General features: G+C 58.5%; 15 protein-coding genes. 2 read left to right on the top strand and 13 right to left on the bottom strand.

Features of this window, described 5'->3' with window-relative positions; genetic code table 11:
• Positions 1 to 224: 224 nt before the first annotated feature.
• From VF639_RS03665 to VF639_RS03695, 7 genes are all read right to left on the bottom strand, one after another.
• Positions 225 to 674, bottom strand: coding sequence for an ankyrin repeat domain-containing protein (locus VF639_RS03665; RefSeq protein ID WP_331144527.1), 450 nt, complete (start codon positions 672 to 674; stop codon positions 225 to 227).
• Positions 675 to 739: 65 nt separating this feature from the next.
• Positions 740 to 1,432, bottom strand: a complete 693-nt coding sequence (locus VF639_RS03670; RefSeq protein WP_331144528.1) for an SIMPL domain-containing protein — start codon at positions 1,430 to 1,432, stop codon at positions 740 to 742.
• Positions 1,433 to 1,534: 102 nt separating this feature from the next.
• The gene (locus VF639_RS03675; RefSeq protein ID WP_331144529.1) at positions 1,535 to 2,563 is read right to left on the bottom strand and encodes a bile acid:sodium symporter family protein; all 1,029 of its coding nucleotides are present in this window, start codon (positions 2,561 to 2,563) and stop codon (positions 1,535 to 1,537) included.
• A gap of 202 nt (positions 2,564 to 2,765) precedes the next feature.
• Positions 2,766 to 4,049: a PepSY-associated TM helix domain-containing protein gene (locus tag VF639_RS03680; RefSeq protein WP_331144530.1), complete on the bottom strand. Its 1,284-nt coding sequence runs from the start codon at positions 4,047 to 4,049 to the stop codon at positions 2,766 to 2,768.
• Positions 4,050 to 4,213: 164 nt separating this feature from the next.
• A complete protein-coding gene (locus VF639_RS03685) occupies positions 4,214 to 6,814 on the bottom strand; it encodes a TonB-dependent receptor (protein ID WP_331144531.1) in 2,601 nt (866 codons plus the stop codon).
• A gap of 264 nt (positions 6,815 to 7,078) precedes the next feature.
• The gene (locus VF639_RS03690; protein WP_331144532.1) at positions 7,079 to 8,125 is read right to left on the bottom strand and encodes an LLM class flavin-dependent oxidoreductase; all 1,047 of its coding nucleotides are present in this window, start codon (positions 8,123 to 8,125) and stop codon (positions 7,079 to 7,081) included.
• A 132-nt stretch (positions 8,126 to 8,257) separates the two neighbouring features.
• A complete protein-coding gene (locus tag VF639_RS03695) occupies positions 8,258 to 9,823 on the bottom strand; it encodes an MDR family MFS transporter (RefSeq protein ID WP_331144533.1) in 1,566 nt (521 codons plus the stop codon).
• Positions 9,824 to 9,985: 162 nt separating this feature from the next.
• On the opposite strand from VF639_RS03695, the gene VF639_RS03700 reads away from it, so the two are divergent.
• Positions 9,986 to 10,753 (top strand): sulfite exporter TauE/SafE family protein, encoded by a 768-nt coding sequence (locus tag VF639_RS03700; protein WP_331144534.1) that lies wholly within the window; start codon positions 9,986 to 9,988, stop codon positions 10,751 to 10,753.
• A 214-nt stretch (positions 10,754 to 10,967) separates the two neighbouring features.
• Here the strand turns inward: VF639_RS03700 and VF639_RS03705 are convergent, their stop codons facing one another.
• Entirely contained in the window at positions 10,968 to 11,453 is a 486-nt protein-coding gene (locus VF639_RS03705; RefSeq protein ID WP_331144535.1) for a hypothetical protein, read from the bottom strand.
• Between the two features lie 341 nt (positions 11,454 to 11,794).
• On the opposite strand from VF639_RS03705, the gene VF639_RS03710 reads away from it, so the two are divergent.
• Positions 11,795 to 12,820 carry an SDR family NAD(P)-dependent oxidoreductase gene (locus tag VF639_RS03710; RefSeq protein WP_331144536.1) on the top strand — a complete coding sequence of 342 codons (1,026 nt, stop codon included), beginning with the start codon at positions 11,795 to 11,797 and terminating at the stop codon, positions 12,818 to 12,820.
• A 54-nt stretch (positions 12,821 to 12,874) separates the two neighbouring features.
• Here the strand turns inward: VF639_RS03710 and VF639_RS03715 are convergent, their stop codons facing one another.
• The 5 genes from VF639_RS03715 to VF639_RS03735 all read right to left on the bottom strand — a co-directional run bounded on the left by VF639_RS03715 (position 12,875) and on the right by VF639_RS03735 (position 18,982).
• Complete coding sequence (locus VF639_RS03715) at positions 12,875 to 13,459, bottom strand: hypothetical protein (RefSeq protein WP_331144537.1); 585 nt, start codon at positions 13,457 to 13,459, stop codon at positions 12,875 to 12,877.
• 281 nt (positions 13,460 to 13,740) lie between these two features.
• On the bottom strand, positions 13,741 to 14,574 hold the full coding sequence (mutM, locus tag VF639_RS03720) for a DNA-formamidopyrimidine glycosylase (protein WP_331144538.1): 834 nt from the start codon (positions 14,572 to 14,574) through the stop codon (positions 13,741 to 13,743).
• An 89-nt stretch (positions 14,575 to 14,663) separates the two neighbouring features.
• Complete coding sequence (locus VF639_RS03725; RefSeq protein ID WP_331144539.1) at positions 14,664 to 15,563, bottom strand: PhzF family phenazine biosynthesis protein; 900 nt, start codon at positions 15,561 to 15,563, stop codon at positions 14,664 to 14,666.
• A gap of 328 nt (positions 15,564 to 15,891) precedes the next feature.
• Positions 15,892 to 16,809, bottom strand: a complete 918-nt coding sequence (locus VF639_RS03730; protein WP_331144540.1) for a M48 family metalloprotease — start codon at positions 16,807 to 16,809, stop codon at positions 15,892 to 15,894.
• Positions 16,810 to 17,194: 385 nt separating this feature from the next.
• The gene (locus tag VF639_RS03735; RefSeq protein WP_331144541.1) at positions 17,195 to 18,982 is read right to left on the bottom strand and encodes an ABC transporter ATP-binding protein; all 1,788 of its coding nucleotides are present in this window, start codon (positions 18,980 to 18,982) and stop codon (positions 17,195 to 17,197) included.
• Between the last annotated feature and the right edge of the window lie 22 nt (positions 18,983 to 19,004).

Genomic DNA, 19,004 nt, shown 5'->3' on the forward strand with positions numbered 1-19,004 from the left:
ATCCGGCCTATGACGACCACTGAACTGTCCGGGCTCACGGGCCGGCGGCCCAACGGGTGCCAGCATGCTGAACGGTCTTCTCGACCAATGACGAACTGCGGCCTGGCCCAAAGGGGTGCCACCACAAACATATGATGACGTCCTGGCGGGCAACCGGCAACCGGCAACTGGCAACCGGCAACCGGCAACTGGCAACTGGCAACTGGCAACTCATAACCCACAATCTACTTTTTAGCTTGCAGCAGCTTCAATACCTCGGCGTTGCCGCTTTCCTTGGCGCTGGCCAAGGCGTCTTTGCCATCGTTATCTTTCAGCTTAGGGTCGGCGCCGGCGGCTAGTAGGAGCGTTACCAGTTCCAGGTTGCCTTCGCCGGCCGCTGCCATCAGGGCCGTGGCGTTGAAGCTGTCGGGCTTGTTGACCAGCGCTTTGTGCTGGAGCAGCACTTTCACGATTTCCGTCTGGTTGCGGCCGGCCGCCAGAATAAGAAAGCTGGTTGGAAAGCCCGGCATCATTTCGACGGGTGCATTGGGGTCGGCGCCGGATTTCAGCAAGGCCTCTACGTCGGCCGGCTTGTTCTTGACAACTGCCGCATATATCTTTTGCGTAGGCGTCTGAGCCAGGCTAACGGTAGCGAAACCTGAAAATAAAACAATAGCGAGAAGAAGTTTTTTCATGCCGGGATATAAGCTCTTTGAAGTATTAACTAGCTTCAAATATAGCAGACATCCTTGAAAAAACACTATTCTACGGCCGCTATTATATGAGTGGTAGCGGAATAGCGAAGCAACTCAGGCGTGAGCTTGAAACCCCGGCCGCCAAACCCCTTACCGTAGAGCTCTATCTCCTGAGGCTCTCCCCAACTAGGGTAATCCTGAGCGTTGCCTAGCTCTTTGTAATTGGTGGCTTCGAGCACGACGCCCCGCTTGGCGTGCAGCGTAGCGCACATTTTGTCTACGGTGCGAAGCGCGTCTTGCAGCGCCAGTACACTGGCTTCGCACTGCAGACGGTCGGCGCGGGTGTGGCCGTAGTTGATTTGCTTGATGCGGCTGATATGGGTAGCCAGCAGCGCCTCCATATACAGCTCCAGCTTGCTTAAATCGGTAGTTTTTATGATAACCGACTGCGCTGAGTTAAAGCCAGTGAATACCTGTTTGTTGCGGACGTAGGTATACTCCTTGTTGACTGATACGTTGCTTAGGCGTACGTCGTGCTGGTTGCGGGCGTAGGTGGCCGAGAGCTTTAACACCTGATCTATCACTTGCTGAACATCGGCAACGGCATCCTTGAGTTTGTTTTTAGTGGAAGATGCCTCCACCGAAATTTCAGCATAATCGGGGTAGCCCGTGACGCTGCCGTATTCAAGGGCCTCCACTTGGGGCACCGCGGCGGTAGTGGCCGGCGCAGCAGGCGATAAGCGGCTAGTAATTAACAAGCTGGCGAAGAAAAATGTAATTCTTATAAGGCAGTTAATTTGCCTCCTAACGCGCCTTGTATAGGCTTATTACTATTGCTGAATAATACCAATTGGTAAGTGTCAGGTAGTGGCCGTTTGCCGTCCCATACGTTGCGCCATTACGCTGGCCAGAACGATTTGCAGGGCATGGTACAACATAAGCGGCAGCAGCAGCGCGCCCGTTGCGGCCGTGGCCGGAAACAGCAAGCTGGCCATCACGCTGCCATGCACCAACGACTTCTTGGACCCGCAGAACAGGGCCACAATCCGGTCTTCGCGCGAGAAGCCAAGCAATTTACTTAAGCTCCATACCACCCCGAAAATCAGGAAATACAACGCCACCATGCCGAGGCCGAGCAGCAGCACGTCGGTGGGCACGTAGCTACGAAAAACACCTTCCGCAAACGACTCGCAGAACGAAGTGAAGACGATGAGCAGGATAACCACTTGGTCGAAGGTGCGCAGGGCCTGCCGGTGCTGCTCGGCGAAGCTGCCAAAGCGGCGGTTGAGCAGTACGCCGGCCACTACGGGCAAAACCACCTGCCAGGTAAGGTCGAGGGCGAGCCCCCAAAGCTGGCCGCCCCCGGTGCCCGTGTGCAGGATAAAGCTGGTCCAGATGGGGGTAAGGAAGATGCCAATCAAGCTGCTGATGCTGGCATTGAAGATGGCTGCTGGCAGATTGCCACCGGCAATGCCCACCATCACCACCGACGTGGAAACCGTACTTGGCAGCGTGCAAAGAAAGAAGATGCTCTGCCACAACAGATCCGCCTTTTCACTGCCAAAAAAAGGCCGCCCGGCCAACGCCAGCAGCGGAAACGCAACGAACGTAGTTAGCTGCACTACCGTGTGCAGCTGCCAGTTGCGCAGCCCGGCCTTTAGCTTTTCCAGGTTCAGCCGCAGCCCGTAGAAAAAGAAAATCAAGGCCACGCCGGCCGTAGTCAGCAGCTTCCAGGGTATCGGACTCGCCTTGCTGCCCACGCCCGGTACCAGATACGCCAACGCCACCGCGCCCGCCAGCCCCAACAGAAACCAGTCGAGCAAGCCAGCCCGACGGAGCAGGGCGACAACCCGATTTTCGGTGGCAAGTGAGGCAGTTGGATTAGGCATCAGGCAGTAAGTTTTTATGTCAGGCGGTAGCGCGGCAGCCCGGGCTGCGCGCCTCGGTGAACGACCAACCCTGCGCCGACGCAACGAGTACTGTTCAGCAAGGCACAAAGCTCGCACTACCGCGCTACCGGCAAAAGAAAAGCGTCAAGCCGGAACAGCCTGACGCTTCTTGGAAATACGGTATAGCCGGGTTCGGGTTGGGCTACGCGGCCACCAGCTTGCGCTGCTGCTTCTTCGCCTTGCGGGTGCGGTTCCACCACAGAATCGTGCCGGTAATGGGAAACGTGAAGCCTAGCCAGACAACCACGAAAGCCAGAATCTTGGTCGGCCAGCCGAAGATGGCCCCGGTGTGCACCGGTTTGAACAGCCCCCGGATGCGCTGCCCCACCGGCTGCTGGGCGTACGTCGTTTGGCGCAGTACCCGACCCGAGTACTGGTCGAAATACACGTCGTTGGTGGCCCGCTCGGTGAGGGCGTCGGGCCGTAGTATGCCTACCTGAATACTGCCGGTGGGCTCTTTCGGCAACTGTATAGAGTAACTCTCGGCCGCTTGAATCTGCTGTTGTGACGCTGTCAGAGCCGCATCAGCCCCGAAGTTTCCCTGGCCTGCCGTTGGTACGGTGGAGGTAGGCGGCTCGGGCCGTTGTCGGGGCGAGTGGGTGACGGCATTGATGGTATTGCCCACCCAATCAAAGGACATGCCCACGCCCGTAAGGGCCATAACAAGCAGGAAAACAGAAGTATAGAAGCCTAGTACAATATGAAAGTCGTGGTTGAGGCGCTTCCAGCCGCTGCCCCATTTCACTTTCAGGCGTGGCGTCAGGGCTTTACGGGCCGTGGGCCACCACAGCACGAGGCCAGTACTCAGAATGAAAAGAAACAGGATGGAGTTGATGCCCATGACAAGCTTGCCAACTCGGCCCGCCACCAGTCCCCGGTGAATTTGCTCCACGAAATGGAAAAACGACTCGTTAGGTTTCGTTTCCTCAATTATGGCTCCGGTGTAGGGGTTCATGAAGAGGCGTGGGCCAACGTTGCGGCCTTTGCCGCCGGGACCACCTTTGCCAGGGCCACCCGGACCACCGCCGCGCGCTTCGGTTGTTCCCTGGCTTTGGCCTTGTTGCTCCCGTGCGCCAGCGCCCCGGTTTGCACCCCGTTGCTCCTGGCTGGCCGCGCCGCCACGCTGGCCGTTAGGGCCGCCTTTGTCGTTGCCGGCCAAGTTCACCTCCACGGTCCGCGCAGGATCAGTATAGATTTTGAAGCTGCTGATCTTGGCTTTGGGCTTGTAGGCCCGTACGGCGTCGGTGAGCTGAGCGAGCGAGAGGCGTGGCGTGGTGGCCGGCGTCACGGAGTAACGCTCCGGGTGCCAGGCTTGCTCCAGTTCTTTTTCAAAGACCAGTATTCCACCCGTGAAACACACCACAAGAAGAATCAACCCTGAAGTCAGCCCGAGGTACAAGTGAATGCGGCGGAAGAAGATTTTCATACTTTTTAAGTTAAAAACTGCTGCTAGTGAATTTCGGCAGAAAACCCAGAAAGCAACCAGTTGCAGCTGGCTCTTTTCCGGGCTTCCTTCACTCACCTTTTAGTGCGGTTACTTGCTGCTTGTTATAAAGAGGTCACAATCAGCAACCAACCATCATCAATCAACTAGAACCGGTAGCTGGCTGTGGCCGAGAAGTTGCGGGGGGCAATGGGGTTCACGCTGTTGTCGTCGTGCAGGTTATAGCTTAACTCGTCTAAGATGTTTGCAAGTTTCACTCGCACCGAAAAACGGTCGTAGGTGTAGCCCACGGAGGCATCGAAGAGGATGTAGTCGGGGATGCTGATGAGGCGGTAGGTGTCGCCGGTTGCGTTGCCGCGGCCATCAGTCCAGGGCTTACCAGTGACCGGGTCGTATATTCGGGTATTGCGGCCGGCCAGCTTGTCACCTACATAGTAAGAGGTGATGCCCGCCGTTAGGCCGCGTAGGAAGTTGTTGTCGCTGAAGCTGCTGCCGAAGTTGTAGTACAGGCTAAGGTTGGCCGTGTGGGCGGGGTTGTAGCGCAGGCGGCTGTTGTTTTCGTAGATGTTGCTCTTGGTGTAAGCAGTGTGGTTGTAGCTGTAGCCCGTGATGAACGTCCAGCCCATCATCGGCTTGCTTTGCACATCCACTTCCACGCCTTTGCTGGTTACTTCCCCGGCCAACTCTTTGATGTTGGTGTTCACATTGTCTCTGAGCACACCATCAGTTCCCGCAATCTGGCCCAGGTAGGTTTGCGCTAGGTTGCTATTTATAATCCGGTAAGCCGTCACGTTGGCCGACAGCAGCCCGTGGAACAAGTCGTTCTTAATTCCCACTTCATACTGGTCGAAGGTGGAGGGGGCCAGGGCCGCGCCGCTCACTTCCTGACCGGTGTTGGGCTGGAAGGAGTTGGAGTACGAAGCAAATAAGGCCGTCGTCTTGATGGGCTGGTACACCAAACCCAAGCGCGGCGAAAAGGCATTGTCGAAGCGACGGGTCTGCGTCACTTTTATTGATTGGTCGGCGGCCGTGGGGGCGGCGTAGGTGTATACGTCGCTCGGCGTTTCCTGGTAGCTCCAGCGTACACCGGCCAGCAACTTCACCTTCTCGGTAATGCTCATCAAATCCTGCACGTAGAAGCCAGCGCGGCGCGTATTAGTAAGCGTGCGGGTGCTGCGGTTTAGCGCGTCGAAGCTGCTGACGCTATTGTTTGGGCTGGCCAACGTGCGGCTGCGGTCGAGCACGTTGATGGAATCGTAGGGCTGCGCGGTAAAAGCCAAAGCCTGCGTGTTGTACTGGTCGGCATCAGCCCCAATCAATACGGTGTGCTCCAGGAAACCGGTGCGAACCTTACCGGTTAGGTCGAGTTGCGCGAGGTAGTAGTTTTCAGTGGTTTCGCTACGACCCAAGGTGCGCTGCCAGTTGCCGTAGAGCGACGGTTTGGGCGCGGCCGGAACGTAGTTGGGCGTATTGACTGTGTTTCTGGCCGGACGGGTGCCGTTGTTGATACCCGTGGGGCGGTTGCCGGTGCGCTGCTCGTTGTCGTAGCGCTGGAAGCCGCCTACCGCCCGAATCTGCCAGGCGTCGTTGAGGCGGCTGGTGAGGGTGGCCGTCGTGCTGGTCTGGTTGGTGGCATTCGTGGCGCCGGGCACGTTGAGGAAACGGCTGCGCGATTCTAGTACGTTGTAGTCAACCGCGCCCACGCCAAAGTCCGGGGTACGGTTGTCGCGCAGGTAGTCGGCCTCCAGGATCAGCGTCGTTTTGGGCGTCAGCTCGAACAGCAGCGACGGATTTATATACACCCGGTCGGATTTCACCTCGTCGCGGTAGCTGTTGGCGTTTTCGTAGGTGCCGTTGAGGCGGAAAGCTACTTTTTCGCTCTTGCCTACGCCACCATACACGTCAAATATAGGCTTCCAGAGGCCGAAGCTGCCCACACGCAACCCCACTGAGCCGCCGCGCTCGAATTGGGGCTTTTTGGTAACAAGGTTCAGCACGCCGCCAGCCGCCACGTTGCCGTACAGAATGGCCGCGCTGCCTTTCAGTACTTCCATGCGCTCCAAAGAACTGGCTTCGGGCATCACACCATTGTTGAAGCGGACCCCGTTTTTGAAAGTGTTGTTGCTACCGTAAGCGAAGCCGCGGCTGCCTAGTTCTTCCTGCGTGCCGCCGGTGGTGCTGGTCACGTACAAGCCGCTCACGTTGACGAGGGCATCGGAGAGGCGCAGTACTTGCTGCTGCTCCAGTACTTCGCGCTCCACGGTTACGGCGCTTTGCGGCAGGTCGAGGGTGGCTACGGGCAGCTTGCCTACGGAAACAGTCCGCTGGTTCAAGGACTTAGCGCCCGTAACCGTTACTTCCGATAAGTTCTGATTGCTCACGGCCAGCGTGAAGGCGGGTACCGGCGTGCTTTCGCCACCCGTTACGGTCGCGGGTACTTCCTGTGAAATATACCCGATGCTGCTCACTACCAACTGATAAGAGCCTGCCTGCGCCGACAGCCGGAAGCTACCATCAGCCGCCGTGCTCGTGCCGAACGTGGTGCCTTTCAAGGCCACTGTAACTCCTTCAACCGGTTTGCCTGCGGCGTCGGTCACCTTGCCGGTCAACCAGCCGCGCCGAACCGGATCATCGGCGCCCACAAGGGCTGAAGCAACCGTTGGCGTGGTGGCAACAGATAGCGGAAGAGCATGCGCAAGGCCGCTTAGCGGCAACGAAAGGAGTAACAGTAGAGCAGGTCGGGACATCGAACAGAGCACTTAGCTTGTTTAGACTGATTAAAAACAACGCAAAGCACGTCCCTATTTAGATAAATTCAAAATTAGACAGGAAATATTTTTTGCTGCTAATAAGTGGCGCCAAAACAGTAAGGGTCTGGAACAGGACTTCCGGGCCTTGTCTGACCTCTATGGGCGATGCGCCATCTAAGCAGTAGCGCGGAACAGATTTCCTGTGGCTTCCGCGCTACAGCCCCCACAGCTTGTAGCGCCTGTGCTGTTTATCTCCGACTTTTAATAAGCCTGCGCCAGCAATTGGGTTACCGGATTTAACTCGAATACTTCGGCCAGCAACTCGTAGGAACGTAGGCGGTCCTGGAAGTCGTAGGTGATGGTGACAGCCGTTACTTCATTGACGCCATATGAAGCGGCCAGCTTTTCGAGTTGGTCGCGCACCTGCTCGGGGTTGCCATGCACCATGCGCTGATGATGATAAGCAAGTCGGGCGCTTAACTCGGGTGTGAGCGGGTAGTTGCGTACGGTTTCAGTGGAACCGATGGAGGTACGGTCGCCGGTTTCCAGCTTCAGCATCTGCAGCGCCAAGGCATCCGCTAGCTCTTTGGCTTTAACTTCGGTGTCGGCGCAGAGCACGAAAATAGCCACGTTAGCCAGGGGAGTGGCTAGCTCGGGCGAGGGGCGAAAACGCTCCTTGTACAAGCGCACCATGTCGGGGCCGCCGTTGGGGTTGATGAAGTGCGCAAAGGAAAACGCGGCGCCTACGTGTGCGGCAAATAAGCCGCTTTGCCCGCTGGAACTAAGCAGCCACATTTCCGGTACGGTATCCACAAAAGGCGCGGCTTTCACTTTGGCGTGAATGGTATCGGGTACTACGTCGTCGCGCAGGAAGGCGCGCAGGTCCATGAGCTGCTCGGCAAAATCTTCGTCGCGGAAGGCATTATGAGGATTGAGGGCGTGGGCCGTAATCCGGTCGGTGCCGGGGGCGCGGCCGATGCCGAGGTCGATGCGGCCAGGGTACAGGGCTTCCAGCAAACGGAAGTTTTCGGCCACCTTCAGGGCCGAATAGTGGGGCAGCATCACCCCGCCCGAACCGAGCCGGATGCGGCTGGTTTCCGCCCCGAGGCGAGCCAGCAGCACCTCCGGCGCCGAGCCCGCCAGGGTGCCCGTGTTGTGGTGCTCCGACACCCAAAAGCGGGTGTAGCCAAGCCGGTCGGCCAGGCGGGCCAGTTCTATGGTTTCCTGCAGCGCCTGCCGGGCCGAACCGCCCTGCCGCACCGGCGACTGATCGAGGACACTGAGGTGCACTTTATTGGAAGTTGACATGGTGCCAAAGGGTAAGCAAGTGAGTGGTCGCTTGAAAAACGGCGCATGATAGCTGCTACAACAATAACAGCCCGCTACTAGTTTGCGGCCGGCTTCTCCCGTCTTTTCAAGAGCAGCACGTAGCGTAGTTTATCACTCGGCCGCCACGGGGGGCGCCGCCTGGTTGCTTTTGCGCAGCGGCAGCTCGGGCACGAACAGCGTCATGAGCAGGCCCCCCGCTACCAGGAACATATTGAAAAAGTAGATGCGGGAAATAGCTTTTGAAAAGGCTAGGCGCAACTCGGGGGAGGCCGGACCACTGGACCTTGCCGGCACGGCAGGGCCTTCCGATACCACCGATTGAACGGGGGCGCCAGGGGTAGCGGGCTGGCTTTGCGCCAGCGTGAGGGTGAGCACCGTACCCAAAACCGAAGCCGTAATGGCGCCCCCAATCTGCCGGAAAAACTGGCTGGCCGATGTCGCCTGCCCCATCAGCCGCGGCTCAATGGCATTCTGAATAGCCAGTGTGTAGAGCGGCATAGTAGGACCCAGACCCAGGCCACACAGCAGCAGATACGACAGCACCTGCCAATAGCCAACGGTTACGGGCATGGTGGCCAGCAGCGAGAGGCCACAGAGCAGAACCACAATGCCGCTCAGCATCCAGCGCTTGTAGTGCCCGAAGCGCGACACCATTTGCCCCGCCAGCAACGAGCCCAGCACCACGCCCATGGAGAGGGGAATCAAACTGACGCCGGCGCGGGTGGCGGTGGTGCCCAGCACGTTCACCATGAACAGCGGCTCGAAGATGATGATGCCCAAAAAGGCGCCGCCCAGTAGAAACACGGCCGCGTTGGCCCAGCGAAATACGGTATTTCGAAACAGCCCGAAATCCAGAATCGGGTTGTCGGAACGGAGGCTGCGACGCACGAACAGCGCCAGTGCTACAGCCGCCGTAGCCAGCAGACCGAGCGTGACGGGCGAGGTCCAGCCATACACGGCCTTGTTGAGCTGCAAGCCCACCACCAGCGGCGCCAGCCCGGCCATGAGCAGCACAATGGAAAGTACGTCCAGAGGTTTGGGAGTGGTGCGGGGCTTGAGAGCCGGCATTTGGTTGAGAATAAACCAGAGCGCCAGCAAGCCCAGAGGCAGGTTCACGTAGAACACCAGCCGCCAACCCGCCACGCCCGGAATCAGGCCGGTGCCTCTGTCCGTGAGGAAACCACCCAGAAATGGCCCTAGCACCGACGAAGTGCCGAATACTGCTCCCACATAACCCTGGTATTTGCCCCGTTCGGCGGGCGGAAACAGGTCGGCAATAATGATGAAGGCCATAGCAAACAAGCCCGCCCCACCCAGGCCCTGCACGGCCCGAAACACAATCAGCTGCGTCATGCCGTCGCCGAGCAGGGGCAGGGTGCCAAACTCTCCGGCCAGCCCGCACAGCATAGAGCCCAGCAGGAAAATACTCACCGCTACCACTTCAATTTTGCGCCGCGAGTACATGTCGGCCAGCTTGCCGTAGATGGGCACCAGCGCCGTACTGGCTACCAGATAGGCCGTGGCCACCCACGTAAAACGGTCGAGCCCGTGCAAGTCGGCCACGATGCGGGGCAGGGCGGTGCTGACAATAGTTTGGTCGAGGGAGCCCAGGAACATAGCCAGCAGAATGCCCCCAAAGGTGAGCATCTTCTGCCGCTGAGTTAGGTTTTCAGTCATGAGAAGCAAGGCGTGAGCCTGGCTGTACGCAGGATAGTGAGTAGCCGGTTGAGTAGCCGGTTACCAGTTGCCTGTGCAGGTAATGTATTTGTTTGTAATAACAACCTGTAACTGGCAACCCACAACTGGTAACTAGCAACTCAATATGCTACTTTCGCGACCGTGATTACCACTCTGACGATTGCGCTGCTGTGTTTGTTCGCCTTTATGGCGGGCTTTATTGATTCGATGGTGGGCGGCGGCGGGCTGATTCAGCTACCGGCCATGCTGTTGCTGCTCAAGGGCGTACCGGAGCCTACTATTTTCGGAACCGGCAAAGTATCGTCGTTGATGGGAACGGCGGCGGCGCTGCGGCGCTATGCCGGGCAGGTGCCCATTCAGTGGCGGTCCGTGGGAACGGCGGCCGTGGTGGCCGGCACTTTCGCGTTTCTGGGCGCACGGGTGGTAAGCATGTTCCCGAGGGAGCTGCTGCGGCCCATGGTGCTAGGCTTGCTGGTGGTTATTGCCCTCTACACCTTCTGGCGCAAAGACTTAGGCGCCCTGCACGCCCCGCGCCTCTCGCCCCGCCGCGAGGTGTGGGTAGCCATTGTTATGGGCGCCGTTATCGGCTTCTACGACGGATTCTTCGGTCCCGGCACCGGCAGCTTTCTGCTCTTCACCTTCGTCGGGCTCTTCGGTTACGACTTCCTGACGGCGTCGGCCTCGGCCAAGCTTGTCAACGTAGCCACCAACTTGGCCGGGCTGGCCTATTTTGCCTACACCGGGCAAGTGCTTTGGCAGGTCGCCTTGCCTATGGCCGCGTGTAATATCGTCGGCTCTACCCTGGGCGCTCAAGTCGCCCTTAAGCAGGGTACAGGTTTCGTTCGAATACTATTCCTAATCGTAGTCAGCGGCATCATTCTCAAGCTAGGCTGGGAAACGGTGAGATAGTGATTGAGTGAGTTTGACGTTCAACTGGCGCGAACGGCGCGGAAGTGGTGCTACTATCGTTGCTGATGCGTGTACGAGTTGTTCTATCGGGTGTCGTTCAACGATAGTGGTCCGACGGAACCCTCGGGGCAATTCGTGGCACCACGCCACCACGCGCCTCTCGCGCTAGTTGAACGTCAAACTCACTCAGTCACTATCTCACTCATTCACCGCTTCACTCTCCTTGCGAGGGCAGGCCGGGAACGGGGTTGCCTTGGTTGCCCTGAGCGTTAGGAACGCCCATTTTCTCTTCTCGCTTGCGTTGGTACTTATCGAATTGACTTGGAGACAATGCGTTTTTCAAGGCGCTTAAGCGGGCCTGACCAATGTCGTCTATAACAGAAGCCATTTTGCGCACGTCCTGGCGGTAGTTGAGGCGGGCCGACTCTACGCTGCGCACGCTGACCAGATTGATTTGCCGAACTTTTTCCACTTGCTCCGGATTTAGGGCCAGAGCTTTTTGCATGTTGCTCGTGAGGGCGTTGGCACGGGTTTCCACTTGCGCCTCGGGGGGCGTAAGGGCCGGGCGAGTAGGCGCGGCGGTCTTGGGTTTGCTGGTGCCGGCGGCTACCGTTTTAGGTTTCGGTTTGGTAGTGGTTTGGGCCAGCAGCAGGGCAGGAGCCGTTACAAATAGCAGCGCGGCGATAACAAAGGTTTTCATGCGTAGTAGGTGAAGATGCCAGTGGACGGATAGCGCCGCTGGGCCAAGCAATAAGCTAGGGGCTGCAACTGACACGTAAATATGATGCCAATTCGTGAAAGCCGCGTCCATAACGTGCATCCCGAAGTTTCTGGTTTCATGTTGCAGATTTCTGTTCTTGATTTTCGATCAGTCTAAACCCAGCGTATAACGAGTAAGCGCTTGTAGAGCTGGTAAGTTGATAGGTATTGAGGTAAGGGGAGGATGCCGCCCTTGTTAGGTCTTGCCAAACATCTTGAGCGCACAACGAGTATTTAATCAGCAATTGGCGTCCAGCAACTCGAAAACTCAGAGCAGACTATATGAAATCCGAAAAACGTAACAATTGGTTGGCGGTAGCCGGCGCCGGGGCATTGCTGGCGGCGGCTACGCTGTGGAGCAATCGGCGGGGGTCTTACAACCTGCAAGGCCGCGTGGTACTAATTACCGGCGGCTCGCGCGGCCTGGGTTTGATTCTGGCCCGCCAGGCAGTGGCCGAAGGCGCCAAAGTAGCCATCTGTGCCCGCGACACCGACGAACTGGAGCGCGCCCGGCAAGAGCTAGCCGCGGGGGGCGCCGAAGTACTGGCCGTGTCCCGCGACCTCATGGTGCCCGGCGAAGTGCGCGCCATGGTTGTCGAAGTCCAGGAAAAGCTAGGCCCCATCGATGTGCTCATCAACAACGCCGGCATTATCACCGGCGGCCCGCTCGACCACATGGAGCTGCGCGAGTACCAAGAATCGATGGATACGCACTTCTGGGCGCCGTTGCACGCCATGCAGGCCGTGCTGCCCGACATGCGCCAGCGGGGTGAGGGCCGCATTGTTAATATTGCCTCGGTGGGCGGCAGAGTGGCCGTACCCCACCTAGCACCCTATTGCGCTAGTAAGTTCGCGCTGGTAGGCCTTTCCGAAAGCTTCCGCTCCGAGCTGCTGCAATACGGTATTCAGGTGACCACCGTCTGCCCCGGCTTGCTGCGCACCGGCAGCCCGCCTCATGCCATCATCAAGGGCCAGCACCTCAAGGAATACGCCTGGTTTACGGTGGCTGATTCCATGCCTGCCATCACCGTCAGCGCCGATTCGGCGGCCCGCCAGATCTGGAACGCCTGCCGCCGCGGCGATGCTGAAATCACCATCGGACTGCCTGCCAAGCTGCTCGGGGCTTTCCACGGTCTGGCTCCCGGCACCACCGCCGACCTGCTGAGCTGGGTGAACCGTGCCCTGCCCGGCCCTACCGGCGAACAAGGTGACGCCCGCCGCTACGGCCACGAAAGCGAATCGCCCATCACCCAATCCTGGCTCACCACGCTCACGCGCAAAGCCGCCAAGCAAAACAACCAGCAGTAAAACCTGAGCCACGAGGCCCGGCAACATGCGCCGGACCTTTTTGCTTTCCACAGCTTAGGCCGTTTCATGCCGCTCCTGGGGCATCGTGAACCGATGGGTGTGCACTTCTCCTTGGGGCAACTGCGCCACCACATAATACAGCATACTCGGCAGCAGCTGTTCGCGCCGTAAGGGCAGCCGGGTAGTGCCGGCCGGTAGTTCGCCTTTGAATAGCTCTTCGATGTGAAGCTTTTCCTGAAAATGATACAGTGCAATAGTTGCTTCACTCGGAGCACGAACCACCATTTGCACTTGCGGCTGCGGATCGGCCAGCGAAACCGTTAGGCGTGCGAGCGCCGGCTGTTGCGCCGCCTGACTCAGCAGAAACTGAAGCTGCGCGTGGCCCACCGGCCCAAATACGTCCTCTAGTCTGACCTCCGGATTTTGCAGCTGAAACCCCTGCCGAAGTTGCGCCCGTTCCTCGTCGTTGAAGCCGCCACCCAGCCCGATAAGAGTGAAGTCGCAGGCGTTGAAATCTTCGTGAACAGTGTCTAGCTGAACGGTGCCTTCCACAACGTGGCCGTCGGCACGCAAGGCGCTCAGCAACTGATTCATCACGGCTTGCTCTTTCCCAACTAGTAAGGTACGGGCGGTTTCCATCGGCAAAGAGAGTAAGGCAGGCAGCGTGTGCAGTTGATTGCTGCTCGGTAAACAGATAAGACGATTAACTCAACAGAATCCCTTAAACTAGCTCCGTGCATATACGCAGTTAGCACGCAGGTCTGTTCCTGAATCTTCGTCAGTAGTCCTACTTCTTTGTCGTTTCCCGCTCACCTGACGTTTGGCCTGGTTTTCTTGCCGGTGCACTTGTTGCTGGAGGTGCTGGCCTATACTCTGGGGTGGAAGTCACGAAGAAGCGGCACTTGCGCTGTGCAATTTTCTTAGTCTATGGCCTCTACCGGCGCCGGCTGGCAGCGGGGGCAGTGGTAGGTGGCCCGGCCACCCACGTAGCCTTTATCAATCAAGGTTTTCGGGTGGCGAGGGCAGAAGGTGTGAGCATCGGTGCCGGGCGTAGCGGAGTCGTCCCACTCGCGGGCATGGATCAGGAACGAAGCGGGAAAGTGCCGGTAGGTGGCTTCGTGCCGAATAGCGGTGGTGAGCACCAACTGAATAGCGGCGTGGAGCGCCTTGAACTCTTTGCTGCCGAGCGTGTGCGCCCGGCGCTCCGGGTGGATTTTGGCTTGAAACAGCACCTCATCCACTATCCAGTTGCCGAGGCCCGCCGTGATGCCCTGGTCGAGGAGCAGCGGCTTGATCATCGGTTTCTTGGTGCCGAGTACGGCTTGTAGGTGCTCGGGCGTTACGTCCAGCGCATCGGGGCCAAGCTTCTTGGCTTTCTGGTACTGCGCCACACTTTCCACGAGGCGGATGCGGCCGAACTTGCGCGGGTCGATGAAGGCCACGCGCAGGCCATCGGCCAGGTGGAAGGCTACGCGGGTGAAGCGGGGCGCGTCGTGGTCGTCGCGGTAGGCGCCCACGTCGCCGGTCATACCGAAGTGTAGGGCTAGTACCTGGTCGTTGTCAAGCTCCAGAAAACAGTTCTTGCCGAGGCGGCGAGTGGCGGTTACGCGGCGGCCTACCAGGGTTTTGCGTAAGGTGTCTTCGTCGGTAACGAGGACATGGGCGTCTTTCACTTCGAACGCCGTAATGGGTTGATGCAGGATGATGTCGTCGAGGAAGCGGCGGTAGGTTTCAACTTCGGGTAATTCGGGCACAGAGCAGGAGCAGTAAGTACAACACAGTTCAGTTACGTAACAGCTTCTGCGGCCGTAGAGTTGCAACAAAAAGAGCTGTGCGCTGCGACTTACATAGTTAGCTTGCCTTCTACTATAACCACGCCAGTACCACCTATGCGCACAAACTCAATGGCTTCGCGTGGCCCGGCTACGTGCACGTTTATGGTGCCCGGCCGGCCTAGCCAATGGCCTTGCTCGGCAATGAAATCGGGCTGGGCGAGGTAGGCATAATGCCACAGATACGCCGCCATACCGCCGGTGGCCGAGCCCGTAACCGGGTCTTCGGCCAGGTCGGGAGGTGTGCCAAACTGCCGGGCAAACGTGTGACCGGTCGGCGTGGCGCCGCCCAAGCAAAACAGATGGGGACTGAAAAAGTCGGAGGTGGCGCGGTAGCGGGCGTAGGCGGCGGGTTCGGGCGGCGTGGCCCGGCGCAAGGCGTCTTGGTCGCGCAGGAGCATCATCAGCTGCGGCGTGCCGGTGCTCACCGTCTGAATGGGCGCGCCGGGCAGCACATCCTCGGGCGTGAGGCCAAAGAGCGGCGTTACCACGGCCGGGTCGTGTAGTAACCCAAACACGGGCTTCCGCTGCGTCATCAGCACCTGCGGCAACCCGCCCGGCGCAGTCGGTGCGTCCACGTCAATGCGAATTGGCCCGTCGCGCAGGGCTAGCTGCAAGGTGGTACGCGGACCCGCAAGCGGCAAGCGGCCCGCATGCAGCAGCGCCACGACGGTGGCAATAGTGGGGTGCCCGGCCAGCGGAATTTCCTCGGCCGGCGTGAAGAAACGAACCCCGAAGTCTGCCTCTGCAGAACGGCGCACAAAGGCAGTTTCCGACTGGTTGAACTCCCGCGCCAAGCGCTGCATCTGCTCGTCGGTGAGGTCGTCGGCATCCAGTACCACCGCACACGGATTGCCGCCCAACGGGGTTTCCGTGAAAGCATCAACGAGCAGGAAGGGGAGCGTAGGCATAAAGGCGTAGGTTGGAGGTGTAGTGTAGAGACGCATAGATGCGTCTTGTCGTTGCTGACGTTGTTTGGCCTGGCTTGTTCTAGGTAGGCCGTTCAACGACGAGACGCGAAGTGTCGCGTCTCTACATCGTTCAGCAAACTGGAATATCCGTTTTCTATCTATCAATAAATAGACATAGGGTGTAGCGCGAAGCCTATGCCACCTAGTGTGGTAACTTGGAAACAGCTAGTGAATTGGCCGGGTTATCATCACGCAACTTCTGCTAAGGGTAATAAAAAAGCCAGTTTCCTGCTAGGAAACTGGCTTTTCAATACAAAAGAGAGGAAGCTTACGAAGGGTCCGACACCATGGCTACCTGTCGGCCGTTGCTGTCGTAGACCGCACCTTCGGCATCGATCAGGAGGCGGCGGTTTTGGTCGTCAACCAGGATGAAGGGGAAGTCTTCGTTGTTGGAGCGGGTGATGCGACCTACTACCTGAGCAGTGTGTTCTTCGTGGTCGAGGCGGATGACGCTGAGGCGGTTGGTGAGATAGAACGGCTGGTTGGGCTTGTTGCGGAAAGTGATTTTACCTACCAAACTCATCTGCCCGTTGCTAGCCATCACGACCGGCGCGCCAGCGGCAGAACTAGTCCGGCCAGGCAGCACAGCAGGGGTGTTGCTCACGATAGCCGGGGCAGCGGAAGGAGCGGTGGCACGGTTGCTAGCCGCGATCTGCTGGCTGGCGCGCTGCCACCCTTCACTGATAGCCTTGAGGCGAGTCGAGCGGCCGGGGTGCGTAGGGGAGGCTTCCTCGTCCGACACCACGGCCATACCGGCTTGGGCTTCAGCTAGGCTCGCACCCATTTTGCGCAGCACAAAGCCCGAAAACTCGTCGGCCTCCAGTTCGTCGGTGGGGTTGGAACCGCCGGACTTCAGGGTGTGGCCGTTGAGGTGGTGACCCATTTCGTGGGCCAGGATGCTGATGCCAGCCCAATCGGAGTGACCGGCGCGGTTTACGGCCGCCACAAAATCAGGATTATAAAGCAGGAAGCGCTTGCCGCTGTATACCACGGCGGCCGCATTTTGCACGGACGAAGTGGCCTGCAGTTCAAAGCGCGGCTTAAGACCTACCACATCGGTAATTTCGCGCAAAACGTCGCGCTTAGGAGTAGTTGAGGATTGAGCACTGACCGAACCGGCCAGAAGCAGCCACGCAGCCAGCAGCAAGCCGGCGAAATGGCGGAAAAAGCGAGGCTGAAACGTCATGAAAATGTCGGTAGGATGAGGAACCTGTATAGTCAGGAATCGTGCCTAAATAACGCCTCGCACTAAGTTTTAGTGCCCTTGTATTGACTCATCTTCGACTATCACTAGTCGACGTTGTAAAGACCGCACTTGTTTAAGCCAGCCAACTCATATCCGAACGGTGTAGAGACGCGACACCTCGCGTCTCGGCGTTGAACGACCCGAACTGCGCAGTCTAAACAACCTCAGCAACGCCGAGACGCGAGGTGTCGCGTCTCTACATCGTTCGAGAGGTGTGGCGACAAACCGCCTGATGCTTTTGGCTTAAGTTAAAGCCCCTACTGCACTAGGCGTAATGCCTGATGAGTGCAGTAGGGGCTTTGCGTTGAAAAAGTAGCGTTGGCTCTTAGGCTTGAACCAATTGAGGCGCAATGGAAGACAGTGGACGTTCGCCGATTTGCTGGCGCCACATGGCGTAGTAGAGGCCTTTTTGCAGTAATAGCTCGTCGTGGCGGCCTTGCTCGGCGATGTGGCCGCGCTCTAGCACGAAAATCTTGTCGGCGTGCAGGATGGTGCTGAGGCGGTGGGCGATGAGGATGGTAATGTGCTGGCGCGAGCCGGAAAGCTCCCGTACCGTCTGGCTGATTTCTTCTTCCGTGAGCGAGTCGAGGGCCGAGGTAGCTTCGTCGAATACCAGCAGCGTCGGGCGCCGCAGCAAGGCCCGGGCGATGCTGAGGCGCTGCTTTTCGCCACCCGAAACCTTCACGCCGCCTTCGCCTATTACCGTGTCGAGGCCTAGGGGCGCGCGGGCCAGCAGCGTGTCAGCGGCGGCTTGATGCAGGGCGCGCAGGCATTGCTCGTCGGTGGCGGCGGGGGCCACGAAGCACAGGTTCTCGCGGATGGTGCCCGCGAAGAGCTGCGTGTCCTGGGTGACAAACCCGATTTGCTCGCGCAGGGTGTCGAGGTCGATTTCGGTGCCAGGAATGCCGTTGTAGAGAATCTGGCCGGCGGCGGCCGGGTAGAGGCCCACCAGGAGCTTGACGAGCGTGGTTTTACCGGAGCCCGAAGGTCCTACGAAAGCAATGGTTTCGCCGAGCTTGGTGTCAAAGGAAATGCCATCCAGGGCCGCATTGCTGGCCGAGAGGTGCTTGAAGCGCACCTCATCAAAGGCCAGGGTCTGAATTTGCTGGATGTGTTTGGGGTGCGCCGGCTTTACGTCTTTGGGAGTGGCGAGAATCTGCTCGAAGTTGGCCAGGGAAGCCTCGGTTTCGCGGTAGATGTTGATGATGTTGCCCATTTCCTGCAGCGGGCCGAAAATGGCAAACGAGTAAATGAACAGCGAGAAAAACTCGCCTACCGTAATACGGCCCTGCACCACCAGATACAGCATGAGCAGCAGAATGGCGTTGCGCAGCAAGTTCACGAACGTACCCTGCACAAATGACAACGACCGGATATAGCGCACCTTCTTCAACTCCAGCTTCAGAATCTTGTTGGTGGTGGCGTTCAGCCGCTCGGTTTCCTGCTGGGCCAAACCCAAGCTTTTCACCAGCTCGATATTGCGCAGGCTTTCGGTGGTAGCACCCGCCAGCGCCGTGGTTTCGGCCACAATGGTTTTCTGCACCACCTTGATCTTCTTACTCAGCACCGAGCTCAAAAAGCCGAGCAGCGGAATGGTTAGAAAGTACACCGGCGCAATAACCCAATACACGGTAAGGGCATACCCCACCACGAAAATAACGCCCACCAACCCCACGAACAGCACGTTCACAAAAGCCGCAATCAGCTTCTCGACATCGGTGCGCACCTTCTGGAGCTTGCCCAGCGTTTCGCCCGAGCGTTGATCCTCGAACACCTGATATGGCAGCTCCAGGGAGTGGCGTAGACCATCGGAATACAGCTGCGCACCCAGCCGCTGGGTAATCACATTGACGTAGTAGTCCTGGAAGTTTTTGGCAATGCGCGACACCATGGCCACGCCCATAGCCGCCAGAATCAGCAACCCTGCCCCACTCAGGAAGGTGCGGAAGTTGATCGTGTGCAGCGCGCCGCCCGGCTTGACCACGTACTGGTCGATGATTTTGCGGAAAATCCAGGGGTCGAGGAGGGAGAAAACTTGGTTGATAGTCGCCAGCACCAGGGCGAGTACCAGCAAGCCCCAATAATTGCGCAGATAACCGTAGAGCAGTTTCATCTTTTTCGTTTTTCGTTGTTGG

This window comes from Hymenobacter sp., from assembly GCF_036387835.1.
GTDB lineage: Bacteria > Bacteroidota > Bacteroidia > Cytophagales > Hymenobacteraceae > Hymenobacter.